Raw genomic sequence first — 13,754 nt, forward strand, 5'->3', positions numbered from 1 at the left:
ATTTTGCTGATCTCAAGGGGATGGTTATCGGAATGCGACCATTCACAGGATATCGAAAGGATCAGATAACCTTACCGGGATTCATGATGCCGGCCGGGTCGAAGGCCGTCTTCACCCTACGCATCAATTCGATCGCCATCGGCGGCGCCGTCGCGATCAATTCATCGCGCTTCAGCTGGCCAATGCCGTGCTCGGCCGAAATCGAGCCGTGGAAGCTGCGCACGACATCATGCACGGCCTTGTTCATGGCGTGATAAAGCCCGAGAAACGTTTCGTCATCGCCGCCGACCGGCCGGGAGATATTGTAGTGGAGATTGCCGTCGCCCATGTGGCCGAAACAGACTTCGCGCGCGCCAGGGCTGACCGATTGCACGGCGCCGGCCGCTTTTTCGATGAATTGCGGGATGGCCGCCACCGGCACCGAGATGTCGTGCTTGATCGAGGCGCCTTCGGGCTTCTGCGCCTCGGGCAGCACCTCGCGGAAATTCCAGAAGGCATCGCCCTGCGTGATGCTCGCCGCAATCACCGCATCACCGGCGATCTCCTGTTCGAGGCCGGCTGAGAGCACCTCTTCGATCAGGGCCCTCGCATCCTCCGCCGAGCGGCCCGAAGAGATCTGCATCAGCACATACCACGGCCAGTCCCCGGACAGCGGCCGCACGACGCCTGGCGCGTGCAGAAGCGTAAAGTCGTAGGGCCTCTGGCCGATCAGTTCGAACGCGGTGAGCGCGGCACCGGCGCGATCCATCGCCAGGCTGAACAGAGACAGTGCCGCCTCAGGTGACGACAGGCCGGCAAAGGCCACCTCGCGCCCCTTGGGCTTGGGGAAAAGCTTGAGCACGGCGGCGGTGATGATGCCGAGCGTGCCCTCCGCGCCGACAAACAGGTTCTTCAGATCGTAGCCGGTGTTGTCCTTCTTCAGCTTGCGCAGATCATCGAAGACCTCGCCAGTCGGCAGCACCACTTCGACGCCGAGACAGAGCTCACGCGCATTGCCATAGGCAAGCACACCGGTACCGCCGGCGTTGGAAGAGAGATTGCCGCCGATCTGGCAGGAGCCTTGCGCAGCAAGCGACAGCGGAAACAGCCGGTCGGCGGCATCGGCCGCTTCCTGCAGCGTCTGCAGGATGACGCCGGCCTCGACGGTGACCGTGTTGGACAGGATGTCGATCTCGCGGATGCGGTTCAGCCGCGACAGCGACAGCACGATCTCGCGGCCGGACATATCCGGCACCTGCGCGCCGACCAGCCCGGTGTTGCCGCTTTGCGGCACCACCGGCGTTCCCGTCTCGGTCGCCAGCCGCATAATGCGGCTGACCTCGTCGACGCTGCCGGGCCTCAGCACCAGCGCCGTTCGGCCATGCCACAGGCCGCGCCTTTCGGTGAGGTAGGGCGCGATGTCCTGCCGGTCGCGAAGCGCATATTTGTCGCCGACGATGGCCGCAAAGCGGTCGATGATGGCGGGGTCGATATCCCGGGATATGTCGTTCATAGCTGGAAACTATGGCCCTGCGTCGATCTTGTCACGAGGGGCGGCGGCGCGCGAAAGCCGGTCGTTGATCGCCTCGCCCAGCCCGTCGAGGGGGATCGGCTCGACGGCGATTGTCTTGGCGCCGCTGCGATCGAGATCCCGCATATGGGCAAAGAGGTTGGCCGCGGCCTCGCGCAGATCGCCGGTCTCCGACAGGTTGCGCAAGGCGGCAGCGCCTTGCCAGCCTTCGGCACGGCGGGGCCCGAACGCCAGCAAGGCTTCGCCCATTGCGACTTTTGCGGCGTTGACCCGCACCGCAGCACCAGGCGCGTAATGCGAGGCGAGCATGCCCGGCGCCTCGATGCCCGCCGCACCGCGCGACAGCTTCACGCCGGCGGCCGCTTCGATCTCCCCGGCGGCAATGCCTCCCGGTCGCAGCAGCCGCAGCTTTCCCCCCTCGATCTTCACGATTGTCGATTCGAGCCCGACCGACGTCGCGCCGCCATCGACCACCAGCTTGATTTTTGCACCAAGATCCGCCGCCACGGCCTCGGCCGTCGTTGCACTGATCTTGCCTGAGGAATTGGCGCTGGGCGCGGCAAGCGGGCGTCCGAGCCTGGCGATCAGTTCGCCGCCAAAGCCCTTCGGCATGCGCAGCGCAATCGTATCGAGCCCGGCGGTGACCAGCGGATGAATGCCGTTGCCGGGCCGCTGCGGCAGCACCAGCGTCAGCGGTCCCGGCCAGAATGACTGCGCCAGTCTTTTCGACAGCGGATCGAACAGCGCGAGGCGCTCGGCCATCGCCAGATCGGCGACATGGGCGATCAGCGGGTTGAAGCGCGGCCGGCCCTTGACCTCGAAGATGCGCGCCACGCCAACGCCATTGGTGGCGTCGGCGGCCAGCCCGTAGACGGTTTCCGTCGGAATGGCGACGACATCGCCGACGTCGAGCAGCGCCAGCGCCCGCTCCATCGCCTCGCCGGCGGCAAGTATCTCAGCCACTCTCATCACCTTACAGATGCGGGACCTCACAGGTGTGGGTGCGTAATACGGTGACGTTTACGGGGCAAGTCCGGACGTTAGCGAATTATCAAATCGCTAAAATGCTAGCTTTCCTCGCAAGCCCGCATCAATTCCCGGACGATATGGTGCCGACTTGTTGGGCAAGGGGAACTATCATGGTCTGGGTGCGTATCCTGGCAGCGCTCGGTCTCACTCTGGCGGCGGGCGGAGCACAGGCTTCGTCATTCGTTGTTCTCGGTGCACCATCCTCGACGCCATCCGTCGTCAGGCTCGGCGCGCCTGAAGCGGTGAAGATGGCTGGGAGCTCCTCGACGCCATCGATCGTGTCGCTCGGCGAACCAGTGCCCGACGTCACCTATGAAAAAGTTGCTGCGATCCCGAGCCAGCCCAAGCATGACTTCATGCAAAGCCCGATGATCATTCGCGGCGGCATCGTCGGCGACGCCTTCGCAAAGCCGGCCCCCAGCGTCGCACCTGCCGCGACAACCGCTGTCGCAGCACCTGGGGCGGCCACCAGATCCGACAAAAAGATAAGTGCAACGAACAGCCCGCCTGAGCCCGCAACGCCGCAACCGACGCCCATTCCCGAGATCGACCAGGCCAGATAGCCGTTCGAGGCCAGGACGACGCTCGCGCGCCGCCTGGTTCATTGAGTAAAATTCCGTCGCCTGAAAAACCTCAGGCCGCGACTTCGTCGTCCGCGTCGGTGGCGTCCGACTCTTCCTCTTCGTCGGTGTCTCCTATTCGTCAGCGTCCGGCGCTTCGGCCTTCACGCCGTCTTCCTCGTCCTCGTCGTCATCCAAGAGGGTAGCGGCTTTGTCGTCTTCAGCGCCTTCCTCGGCCGTCGCGTCGCTTTCGTCGTCACCGTCCTCATCGTCTTCCGACAGATCGGCAGCTTCGATCGCGGCAGCGGCCTCGTCGAGGGTTGTTTCGGAAACGGGCTCAAGCGTCTCGGCGGCGGTTTCTTCTGTCACTTCGATGTCGCGAGCGGAATTCATGAAAGCCTCCGCGGGGTTGGCGAACATGTTCCTTGTGCCAGCAGAGATGATCGTCATATGACTGTAAGCCGGCTCGACCGGCTATTGGGAAAGAAATATTTTCCCAAGCCTCAGCCGGCGATTTTCGAGAAATCCGCAACCTTGTCGGTCGCTGCCCGGATGCGTGCCAGCAGTGCCAGACGATTGGCGCGCACGGCCAGGTCCTCATCATTCACGAGAACGCGTTCAAAGAATGAATCAACCGGTTCACGCAACGCGCTAAGCGCCAGCATGGCGGCGGAAAAGTCTTCAGTGTGAATCGCTTGGCCGGCTTCTCTCTCGGCCTGATTCACCGCGGCAAACAGCGCTTTCTCGGCATCTTCCCGGAATAGAGCCGGCTCAACACGTTCGGCGATGGTCGTTTTCTTCTTCTCCTCGGCAGCCAGGATATTGGCCGCACGCTTGGTGCCGGCAAGCAGGTTCTTGCCGTCCTCGGTGTCGAGGAACGTGCCAAGTGCTTGGACGCGGCGGACGATTTGGAGCAGGTCGTCGGACCGCGAAGCCCCCTCATCCGGCCGCTCTGCGGCCACCTTCTCCCCGAGGGGAGAAGAGGTCGCCAACGCTGGTGCCAACCTCTTCTCCCCAGCGGGGAGAAGGTGGCCCGAAGGGCCGGATGAGGGGGCTTCGCCACTTGACAACACCGCGTCAATCAGATCGTGCCGCGCGCCCTGGTCGCGGAGATAGACCTTCAGGCGGTCGTGGAAGAAGGCGAGGAGATCGGCGCTAAAGGGCCGTCCGGACGCGAGATAGTTCGCCATCTTGTAAACGCGGTCGAAGAGAGATGTCAGCGCAAGCCGGACACGATTCTCGACCAAAATCCTGATCACTCCCAGCGCCGCCCTCCTCAGCGCATACGGGTCCTTTGACCCCGTCGGCTTTTCGTCAATCGCCCAGAAGCCGACCAGCGTGTCGAGCTTGTCGGCGAGCGCTACGGCCACCGATACCGGGTCGGTCGGAACACGGTCGGACGGGCCCTGCGGCTTATAATGTTCCTCAATCGCGGCGGCGACCGAGGGATGCTCTCCCTGCAGCAGCGCATATTTGCAGCCCATGGCGCCCTGCAATTCCGGGAACTCGCCGACTACCTCGGTGGTGAGGTCGGCCTTGGCCAGGACGGCAGCACGACGTGCGAGCGCGGTAATCTCCCCCCTTGAGGGGGAGATGTCGCCGAAGGCGACAGAGGGGGTCGGCACGTCCTGACGCGACGCCCTATCGCGGACAGAGAATGCCGGCGTTTCACGCGAGACAACCCCCTCTGGCCTGCCGGCCATCTCCCCCTCAAGGGGGGAGATCGACTTCGCCACGATCGGCGCCAACACCTCGGCAAGCCGCGCAATGCGCTCAACCCGCTCACCCTGCGTCCCGAGCTTGGCGTGGAAGGTGACGCCGAGATGGTCGAGACGGGCCATGCGCTGGTCGAGCGGCTTTTTGAGATCAAGCCCGAACTTTTCCGCCGATGCCTGCAACTGGTCGAGATCAGGCAGGTCGCCCTGGTCGGTCTTCCAGAAATAGAGCGCGTCGGACAGGCGGGCGCGCACCACCTTGCCGTTGCCGTGGGCGATCTCCTTGCCACCGTCGCTTGCTTCGATGTTGGCGGTCAGGATGAAGCGGTTGGAAAGCGCTTCACCGACACCCGGTGGCCGCGTAACGAAGCACTTCTGGTTGGCGCGGATGGTCAGCCGGATCACCTCGGCCGGAATGGCGAGAAAGTCCTGCTCGAACTCGCCCATCAGCACGACAGGCCATTCGACCAGGCCTGACACTTCCTCGAGCAGCCCCTCGTCCTCGACCAGATCGAGCCCGTTGGCGAAAGCGAGATTCCTGCCGTCGGAAAGGATGATCTCCTTGCGCCGGTCGGCGTCGAGCACGACCTTCGCCGCCTCCAGCTTGGCGGCATAGTCGTCGAAGCGGCGCACGGTGATCGCGCCCGGCGCATGAAAACGGTGGCCGTAGGTGACATTGCCCGAGCGGATGCCGTCGATCTCGAAGTCGACGACCACCGGCTCCTCGGTCTCCGGGCCGAAGGTGCAAAGGATGGATTGCAGCGGCCGTACCCAGCGCAACGATCCGGGTTTCGCCGAGGCCGGCCCCCAGCGCATCGATTTCGGCCATGGAAAGCCGCGGATGATGCCCGGCACCAGTTCGGCGATGATTTCTTCCGCCGCCCGGCCCGGCTTGGAGATATGGGCGACATAGAAGTCGCCCTTCTTCGGATCGGCATGGACATGCGCCTCGGCGACCGAGGAAAGGCCGGCCTTGCGCAGAAAACCTTGCACCGCCTGCTCGGGCGCCTTGGTCGAGGGTCCCTTGATCTCCTCGCTTATGTCCTTCGAGCGCGCGGTCACGCCGCGAATGTCGAGCGCCAACCGGCGCGGCGTCCAATATTCGCGCGCCGCCTCATAGGTCAGCCCGGCCTCAACCAAACCGTCCGTCATCATCTTCTTCAAGTCGCCCGCCGCCTTGCGCTGCATGCGCGCGGGAATCTCTTCCGAACGGAGTTCTAAAAGCAGGTCGGGCATTGATTGTGCTCACGCGGCAAAATGGTCCGGGCGGGGCATAGCAACTCGGCTGGCCGCTGTCACCCTTCCCCATGCAATCGGCGTGTCTACCGACGATTTCCAAAAAAATTCCGCTGCCTGTCGGGTCGAAGCGGGGCTATCCGTCCTTGGGTCAAAGATTTCCATGAACCGAACGCAGCGCTGAAGCGACCAACGCTCAGGCAGGGAACTATTGGCTGAACGACCATGAAGACGGCATCGACATTCCTACAGATCCTCGCGCTCAGCGCCTGTTTCGCAGCGCAGGCTCATGGGACGTTCGCGATGCCTGGCGTTAGACAAGCGCTGCGGACGATGGCTGGCTCCAGCGGCCAAGGCGTATTGCCAATCAGCGCTTCAGTCGAAATCGCAAATAGCCTCTGGAGCTAAGCCGCCAGCCCGCCAGCCTGCGTCAGCAAAAACGCCTCGCCGCAGGCTTTCGCCAGATTGCGTACCCGCAAGATGTAGCTCTGCCGCTCGGTGACGGAAATCACGCCGCGCGCGTCGAGCAGGTTGAAGACGTGGCTGGCCTTGATGCACTGGTCGTAGGCGGGGAATACCAGGCGGTGGTTCCCCTCCCCTTTGGGGGGAGGGTGGCCGGACGAAGCCTGGCCGGGAGAGGTCGCTCGGGCAGTGCTCGACGTCCTACTTGCGGTGCCTTCTGAGGCAACCCCCTCTGCCCGCTTCGCGGGCATCTCCCCCTCGAGGGGGGAGAAGGGCGCGCCGGCATCGAGCAGCGCCTTGCACTCGGCTTCGGCGTCCTCGAAATGCCGAAGCAGCATCGCCGTGTTGGCGAATTCGAAATTGTGGCGCGAATATTCCTGCTCGGCCTGCAGGAAGACGTCGCCATAGGTCACCTTGTCGGCGCCCTCGCGGCCGTTGAAGTTGAGGTCGTAGACATTGTCGACGCCCTGCACATACATGGCCAGCCGCTCCAGCCCGTAGGTGAGCTCGCCCGCCACCGGCGCGCATTCGATGCCGCAGACCTGCTGGAAATAAGTGAACTGCGACACTTCCATGCCGTCGCACCAGCACTCCCAGCCCAGCCCCCAGGCGCCGAGCGTCGGGCTTTCCCAGTCGTCCTCGACGAAGCGGATGTCATGCAGAAGTGGATCGACGCCAATGGCCGACAGCGAGCCGAGATAAAGCTCCTGCAGATTAGCCGGGTTCGGCTTCAGGATCACTTGGTACTGGTAATAGTGCTGAAGCCGGTTCGGGTTCTCGCCGTAGCGCCCGTCCTTGGGCCGGCGCGAAGGCTGCACATAGGCCGCGTTCCAGCGCTTTGGCCCGAGCGCGCGCAGCGTCGTCGCCGGATGGAACGTGCCGGCGCCAACTTCCATGTCGTAGGGCTGGAGAACGACGCAGCCATAGTCAGCCCAGTAGTTATGCAAGGTCAGGATCAGCTCCTGGAACGAGCGGCTGGGATGCATATGGGCTGGGATATCAACAGTCACGGCGGCCTCGACGGGAAAGGCGGGGATGCGGCCCTCCCTAGAGCGCCCACCGGCAAGCGTCAAGGCAAGGGGCCGGCCGCAGAGGCGTGTCCCAGCAAAAACCGCGAACTCGCCGAGGAAGTCGTCGAAGCAGATCTGGACCGCCCGGAAAGCCTCAAAGCTGCATTTGAAGGGGCATACGGCGTCTTTCTGGTCACCAATTTTTGGGAAGAAGGTACCGACGAGTTCAAGCAGGCAACAGCAGCGGTGCGCGCCGCCAAAGAGGCCGGCGTCCAGCATTTGTCTAGTCAACGTTGCCCAATGTAGAAGCAATCAGCGGCGGCAAGCCCCACGTTCCCCACTTCACCGGCAAAGCCAAAATTGATTGGATCGTGAAGAAGGCCAGCTTTGCGCATCATACGTTCGTTATCGCGCCATTTTTCTACCAGAACTTTGTGGGCGCACTTGCTCCGCAAAAGCAGGAAGATGGAAACCTGGGCTGGGCTCTTCCCCTTGATCCGGACGTACGTTGCATTCACATGGGCGACATCACCGAACTCGGCGACATCGTGGCCGGCGCATTCGGACACCCGGATGAGCCAGGAAACGGCGAGCATCTGCCTTTGGTCGGTGATTTCATAAGCTTCAATGAAATCGTCGACACGCTGAAACGGCAGGGACATAAGATTTCATTCAAACAAGTCCCAACGGACGTTTTTGCTACCTCTTTTCCTGGGCCGCCGAGGTGGCAGGGACTTTTAGCTACTTCCAGGTTCACACTTACCTTGGCCCGGGTCCGCACGACGAGATTGCGCTTGCAAACAAAATAGCAGGCAGGCAAGCGAGCAGGTTCGCGATGTGGGCTCAAGTGAATTTCCCGGCCCAAAAGACGGACGCCGAGAGCGGCGTGGCGGCCTGATCGTGGCCCTTGCTGGGAGCCAGAGAGCGCCCAGCGGTCAGTCCCGCGCCTCAGCCGTTCGGCGGCTCTCATGTGTGGTATGGTGTCATTCGGCAGGGCGTCCAGCACCCTCGAGGAGACAAAAGTCATGGATTCCCAAGGGATGGCTCAGATGTCCTCCGTCGATTCTCTTGCAGCGAGTTTATTGTCGGCGACATTGATGTTCGATCGGGCGTCGTTGCTGGCGCTCGAGGCTTTAGCTGCCGAATCCGACCGTCGGGTCCTGAGACGCGGTGAGGTTCTGGTTCGCGAAGGCGATGCGTCGGACAGGTTTTTCATCGTGCTGTCTGGACGCTTTACGGTACACAAAGGAGATTCGACTGGCTCGGTCGCCGAGATCGCACAGGGTGAACTCATCGGTGAAATCGGTTTCTTCGCAGGACTACCCCGCACGGCCACTGTCCTTGCAGCGCGCGATTCGATTGTCCTTGAAATCGGTCGCAATCATTTCGAGAAGGCGGCCGAGACATTGCCGAGCCTGAGAGAGGCGGTCACGGTATTTCTGGCGCGCCGGTTTGCCACCCAATCTCCGAGTTCGTCGCGTCTAAAGGAACCTGCCAAGATCCGAACGCTTGCGATCATTGCAGCCGGCGGAAGTCGCATCTCACCGGTGCTCATCCAGCACCTGCGGCAAGCGTTCGGCGCGGCCACGCGCGCTCGGTTCGTTTCCCGGCTTGAGATCCAAGCGAAGTTCCCAGGTCTTCCGATCGACGACCAGCCGATCCTTAACTGGTTGAACGAACTGGAGGCGGAAGCCCAATTCATCGTCTATGTTGCCGATGAGGAACCTAATGAATGGACCCAAGTCTGCATTCGCCAGGCCGATACCGTCCTGTTGCTGGCCAACGCGTCCTGCTCGCCTCGCCTGAACCCGTCTGAGGAACTGACGCTAGCGGTCCATCCGCCATCGACCAGTCGGCTTGTCCTAATTCACGACAATCGCTCGGCAGCGGTCTCCGGTACCTCTGCATGGCTCGATGAGCGACCCTATGTTGACCAGCATCATCATGTTGCGCTGGACGACGGGTCTGATTTCCAGCGCCTGGTCCGATTTATTTCGGGCAAGGCATTGGGCTTCGTGGCGGCAGGGGGTGGGTCCCTCGGCAGCGCTCATTTAGGCGTCTACAAGGCTTTCGTTGAGGCGGGCGCTTGCTTCGACTATCTCGGCGGGACAAGTTCCGGAGCGGCGATGATGGCCGGCTTCGCAAGAGGCTTGGATGCCGACCAGATCGACCGAGGCACCCACAACATATTTATCAAGAGCCGGGCGTTTCGCCGTCCCACCTTGCCGCATTTCGCGCTTCTGGATCACAAAGCGTTTGATCGGGCTCTTCGGCTGGAATACGGCGACGTTCTGATCGAGGATCTTTGGCTTCCGTTCTTTGCGCTTTCGACCAATCTGAGCAGCCGTCAGCCCCATGTCCACCGTCGTGGAAAGCTCTGGCACGCCGTTCGGGCGTCGGGCTCCATCCCGGGCGTCCTGCCGCCGTTCTTTACAGATGACGGCGATATGCTGGTGGACGGCGCTATCATGAACAATTTGCCGCTGGAGCAGATGACGGAGCTCAAGACCGGACCCAATGTCATCGTTACCTTCGGGACGAGTGCACCGCAGAAATACGACATAGACTATGACCGCATCCCCGGAGCTTCCGAACTGGCATTGGCCTTGCTGAACCCTTTCGGTCGTGCCCGCTTGCCTCGGGTTCCCAGCATGCTTCAGGTCATTGCCTCGAGCATGCTGGCACACCGGCCGCAGGACATTGCCGTCGGCGAAGAGGATATCTTGGTCTGTCCGGAGGTTCCGAACACGATCAGCTTCATGGATTGGAGTCGGCATTCCGAGTTGTTTTCGGATGCCTACGACCGTACGACCCGATGGATCGAGGAACATCTCCGCCAGAACGACTCAGGGCTCCGAGCGGTGCTCGGCACCGAGCACGATTAGCATGGCTTATAGTCCAGACCCTTAGCGACAGCGGCGACGAGCCCCGCATAATCGAATTCAGAAGTATTCAGCCCTTCGGCGCGGGCGCCGGCTCGGGCTTGACCTTCGGGGTTTCCTGCGCTGTGTTGGATTCGATCGGCGGCAGGCCCTTTAGCAGTTTCTGCTGCAAGGCGGCGAGCACGTCGGGATCCGGCTTCAGGTCGCGGGCCTGGTTCCACTGGAAGGTGGCTTCCAGCCTGCGGCCGACGCGCCAATAGGCATCGCCGAGGTGATCGTTCAGCACCGGATCTTCCGGCTTCAGCGACACGGCGCGCTCCATTTCGCGCACAGCGTCTTCAAACCTGCCCATGCGGAAATAGGCCCAGCCCAGCGAATCGACGATGTAGCCGTCGCTCGGCCTGAGGTCGACGGCCTTCTGGATCATCTGAAGGCCTTCCTCGAGGTTGACGTTCATGTCCACCCAGGAATAGCCGAGATAGTTCAGAACCTGCGGCTGGTCGGGGAACAATTCCAGCGCCTTGCGAAAATTCGGCTCGGCCTTGGGCCACTCCTTCAGTCGCTCATAGGCGATGCCGCGCTGGTAGAAAATATTCCAGTCAGCGCGGGTCGGGGACTTCAGCATCGCTACCGCATTGTCATAGAGACCAGCCGCGGAGCGGAAATCCTCCTTTGAGGCATAGACGCCACCGAGCGCCTGATAGGCACGCATGTCGTCGGGATGCGCTTGGACGAGGGCCTTCAGATGGGCGATGGCCTCGTCATAGCGGTCGAGATCGGCAAGGTTGAGGCCGAGCTGCAGTTCCGAAAGCGCCTTCAGTGGCGAACTGGCCGGGATGCGGCGATAGAAGGCGATGGCGCCCTCGCCGTCCTTCAACTGCTCGGAAACGGCGGCGAGTTGGACAAGGGCCGCGTCGCTGTCGGCCCGCAGTGCCAGGGCATATTGCAGATAGAGGCGAACGAACGGCTCGCCGCCACCGCGATTGAGCGCGGTGGCGAGATCGAGCAGAATTTCCGAGGCGCCGTCGGACGGGCCTACAACGAAGGGTTCGACCTTCTCGCCCTTGGTGATCTTGTCGCGAAGCGCTGATATCTCGACCTTGCCGGGGGCAAATGCCTCGGCCTGATCGAGCACGGACAGCGCCTTGTCGTTGTCGCCCTTGCGGGCAAGGAAGGAGGCATAGGCCTGCGCATTGCGCATCCAGGTTTCGGGCGCGGCGGCGCCGGTCGCGGTGTCCTGCAAGGTCGCGGCGTAAATCGCATCCGCCTTTTCGGGCAGGCCCGAGGCATCGGCGATAAGCGCGCGATGGAAGGATTTGAAGAGGCCGAACCAGTCCGGGCCCTGCAGTCTGTCGATCGAGGCCATGGCCTCGCCGGGGTCGCCGGCGCCCTGCTTGGCCCAGCCGGTCATGACGCCGGAGATCAGCCGGTCGAGATCGGATTCGAGCGAAAGCTTGAGCCAGTATTCGGCCTTGGAAAAGTCCTTCTTGTGAAAGGAGCCGACGGCCAGCGCCAGGCGCGAGAACCGCTCGACGTCGGGAACCGTCTTGAGCTTGTCTGCATAGACCAGGGATTCTTCGAAGCGCCCTTGCGCGATCAGCGACAGCATCAGGCTTTGCTGCAACGAGGTATCACCGGGAGCGAAGGCGAGCGCCTGCTTGTAGTAGGCGATGGCGCTGTCGAGATCATTGTCGCCTTCGGCGACCCGCGCGGCAAGATAGGCCCCCGAGAACGACGTGATATTGACCGGCTCGGTGGTCTCTTTGGCATAGGCGGGCAGACCGGAGATCGCCATGCCCGTCACAACTGCCAGCCCTGTCAGCCAGCGCGCACATCCTTGCCGCATCGTATCCCTTTCAGTCAAAGCCATGCCCGCGTCAGCGGGATCGCCGTAGACTCGATCTTTTCCAGGTAAAGCATGGCCTTTTTGGGGTCACGCTTCAACCCGGCCCGAATTCACAATCGGGTCATGCTATCAAAAACCACGCGAAAATGCGCCCAACTGCGACCGTCGACCGCGCTTTGCCGGCCTGACGCGCCGCCGGCCTGTCCTGCTGCAGCACCGGCGCCGCGATGCCGTAAGCGATCCGTAAGCGGCGGGCGGCGAAAGTTTACGCAGCGGAATGATGCGTGGAACTGTGCAGATGGATGCCGTTGCTTCGCCCAGGAAGATGCCGATGCTGGAAATGCCGCAGGACCAGCAGGCCTTCGCCATTGTCGATCGAATCTACGAAGCGGCGTTCGCGGCCGAGCTGTGGCCGGAGGTATTGGCGGCGGCAAGCGCGATCTCCCGCTCGGCAAACGGCGCGATCTTTGTAGTCAGCGATCATTCGCCGGTCCGCGCCATCACCGAAACGCATGTCCAGCCCTTGCTCGACGCGTTCATGAAGGGGGATACTTGGCGGTTCTCCGAGAGAGTGAAGCGCATGTGCGCCGCGCAGCCGGCAACCTTTGTGTGGGTCGATAATTTCATCATCTGCGAGGAGATCGAGTGCGATCCCGTTCGCAAAAGTGCCACCGCGTTTGGCATCGGGCCGCATCTGTGCACAGCCATCCCCATGCCTGGCCGCGAGCTTGTCCTTTTTGTCTTCCAGCGCTGGCTGAAGGACGGGAGTTATGACCAGGCCGCAATCGGACTGTTGAACGGACTGCGTCCGCACCTCGCACGGGCGAGCCTTGTCGCCGGGCGCCTGGGCCTGGAACGGGCCAGGACCGCCGTATCCATTCTCCGGGAAATCGGGCTGCCGGCCGCAATCATGAATGGATCGGGCATGAGTGGATCGGGCCGTGTGCTGACGGCCAATCCGCTTTTCGAAGACATGGCCGACGTCTTCCTTCCCACAGCCCATGGCGGCATCGCGATTGCCGATCAAACTGCAAACGCGCTGTTCCAGCAGGCGATCGCGCAGAACCGGGATAACCGCGTCGTGCGGTCCATCCCCGTCGCTGCCATCAAGGGGCGGTCCGCGCTGGTCGTTCACCTGTTGCCGCTGCGCCGCGCCGCGCATGATATTTTTTCGGGCGCGGACATTCTCGTTGCCGCAACCGTGGTCGGCATCGGCGCGACTGTTCCATCGCCCAGTATCCTTTCAGGCCTGTTCGACCTGACGCCGGCAGAAGCCCGGCTCGCCGTCGAGCTTGCCTCGGGCCTTTCGGTGCAGGAGGCGGCCATGGAAATCGGCATCGCCGTCAAATCGGCCTGCACCTATCTCGAGCGAATTTTTCGGAAAACCGAAACCAGCCGTCAGAGCGAGCTCGTGGCGCTGCTGAAGAGCGCGTGGTCATTTTCATGACCTCGACAGTTTGCCGGGCGCGCTGACCGTCACAGAGCCCTGCCCTACTTGCTAACC

General features: G+C 62.5%; 11 protein-coding genes. 5 read left to right on the forward strand and 6 right to left on the reverse strand.

Annotation, left to right across the window (positions count from 1 at the left end):
- Positions 1 to 61: 61 nt before the first annotated feature.
- A complete protein-coding gene (locus AC0NIE_RS29530) occupies positions 62 to 1,492 on the reverse strand; it encodes an FAD-binding oxidoreductase (RefSeq protein ID WP_473487656.1) in 1,431 nt (476 codons plus the stop codon).
- Between the two features lie 9 nt (positions 1,493 to 1,501).
- A complete protein-coding gene (locus AC0NIE_RS29535; protein ID WP_473487657.1) occupies positions 1,502 to 2,473 on the reverse strand; it encodes an L-threonylcarbamoyladenylate synthase in 972 nt (323 codons plus the stop codon).
- 176 nt (positions 2,474 to 2,649) lie between these two features.
- Here AC0NIE_RS29535 and AC0NIE_RS29540 point away from each other — a divergent pair, with 176 nt between their 5' ends.
- Positions 2,650 to 3,102: a hypothetical protein gene (locus tag AC0NIE_RS29540; RefSeq protein ID WP_473487658.1), complete on the forward strand. Its 453-nt coding sequence runs from the start codon at positions 2,650 to 2,652 to the stop codon at positions 3,100 to 3,102.
- Positions 3,103 to 3,234: 132 nt separating this feature from the next.
- On the opposite strand, the gene AC0NIE_RS29545 is transcribed toward AC0NIE_RS29540, so the two are convergent.
- The 3 genes from AC0NIE_RS29545 to AC0NIE_RS29555 form a co-directional block, all read right to left on the reverse strand.
- Positions 3,235 to 3,492, reverse strand: a complete 258-nt coding sequence (locus tag AC0NIE_RS29545) for an ATPase (protein ID WP_473487659.1) — start codon at positions 3,490 to 3,492, stop codon at positions 3,235 to 3,237.
- 110 nt (positions 3,493 to 3,602) lie between these two features.
- Positions 3,603 to 6,050, reverse strand: a complete 2,448-nt coding sequence (gene glyS / locus AC0NIE_RS29550) for a glycine--tRNA ligase subunit beta (protein ID WP_473487660.1) — start codon at positions 6,048 to 6,050, stop codon at positions 3,603 to 3,605.
- Positions 6,051 to 6,454: 404 nt separating this feature from the next.
- On the reverse strand, positions 6,455 to 7,522 hold the full coding sequence (locus AC0NIE_RS29555) for a glycine--tRNA ligase subunit alpha (protein WP_473487661.1): 1,068 nt from the start codon (positions 7,520 to 7,522) through the stop codon (positions 6,455 to 6,457).
- On the opposite strand from AC0NIE_RS29555, the gene AC0NIE_RS29560 reads away from it, so the two are divergent.
- The 3 genes from AC0NIE_RS29560 (at position 7,499) to AC0NIE_RS29570 (ending at position 10,407) form a co-directional block, all read left to right on the forward strand.
- Entirely contained in the window at positions 7,499 to 7,828 is a 330-nt protein-coding gene (locus tag AC0NIE_RS29560; protein WP_473487662.1) for an NmrA family NAD(P)-binding protein, read from the forward strand. The two genes, AC0NIE_RS29555 and AC0NIE_RS29560, sit on opposite strands and share 24 nt — an antisense overlap.
- Positions 7,816 to 8,331 carry an NmrA family NAD(P)-binding protein gene (locus AC0NIE_RS29565; protein WP_473487663.1) on the forward strand — a complete coding sequence of 172 codons (516 nt, stop codon included), beginning with the start codon at positions 7,816 to 7,818 and terminating at the stop codon, positions 8,329 to 8,331. The genes AC0NIE_RS29560 and AC0NIE_RS29565 overlap by 13 nt, the downstream gene beginning before the upstream one ends.
- Before the next feature lie 168 nt (positions 8,332 to 8,499).
- The gene (locus AC0NIE_RS29570) at positions 8,500 to 10,407 is read left to right on the forward strand and encodes a patatin-like phospholipase family protein (RefSeq protein WP_474045017.1); all 1,908 of its coding nucleotides are present in this window, start codon (positions 8,500 to 8,502) and stop codon (positions 10,405 to 10,407) included.
- A 67-nt stretch (positions 10,408 to 10,474) separates the two neighbouring features.
- Here the strand turns inward: AC0NIE_RS29570 and AC0NIE_RS29575 are convergent, their stop codons facing one another.
- Entirely contained in the window at positions 10,475 to 12,250 is a 1,776-nt protein-coding gene (locus AC0NIE_RS29575; protein WP_473487692.1) for a tetratricopeptide repeat protein, read from the reverse strand.
- A gap of 298 nt (positions 12,251 to 12,548) precedes the next feature.
- Between AC0NIE_RS29575 and AC0NIE_RS29580 the strand changes: the two genes are divergently transcribed.
- Positions 12,549 to 13,697 carry a helix-turn-helix transcriptional regulator gene (locus AC0NIE_RS29580; protein WP_473487666.1) on the forward strand — a complete coding sequence of 383 codons (1,149 nt, stop codon included), beginning with the start codon at positions 12,549 to 12,551 and terminating at the stop codon, positions 13,695 to 13,697.
- The last annotated feature ends 57 nt before the right edge of the window (positions 13,698 to 13,754 follow it).

The sequence above is a fragment of the Mesorhizobium sp. WSM4842 genome (assembly GCF_055901575.1).

Bases quoted from the DNA above. Each gene is read 5' to 3' on its own strand.
- AC0NIE_RS29530 (WP_473487656.1), bottom strand. From the start codon at position 1,492: ATGAACGACATATCCCGGGATATCGACCCCGCCATCATCGACCGCTTT.
- AC0NIE_RS29540 (WP_473487658.1), top strand. From the start codon at position 2,650: ATGGTCTGGGTGCGTATCCTGGCAGCGCTCGGTCTCACTCTGGCGGCG.
- AC0NIE_RS29545 (WP_473487659.1), bottom strand. From the start codon at position 3,492: ATGAATTCCGCTCGCGACATCGAAGTGACAGAAGAAACCGCCGCCGAG.
- glyS (WP_473487660.1), bottom strand. From the start codon at position 6,050: ATGCCCGACCTGCTTTTAGAACTCCGTTCGGAAGAGATTCCCGCGCGC.
- AC0NIE_RS29560 (WP_473487662.1), top strand. From the start codon at position 7,499: ATGGGCTGGGATATCAACAGTCACGGCGGCCTCGACGGGAAAGGCGGG.
- AC0NIE_RS29570 (WP_474045017.1), top strand. From the start codon at position 8,500: ATGGTGTCATTCGGCAGGGCGTCCAGCACCCTCGAGGAGACAAAAGTC.
- AC0NIE_RS29575 (WP_473487692.1), bottom strand. From the start codon at position 12,250: ATGCGGCAAGGATGTGCGCGCTGGCTGACAGGGCTGGCAGTTGTGACG.
- AC0NIE_RS29580 (WP_473487666.1), top strand. From the start codon at position 12,549: ATGGATGCCGTTGCTTCGCCCAGGAAGATGCCGATGCTGGAAATGCCG.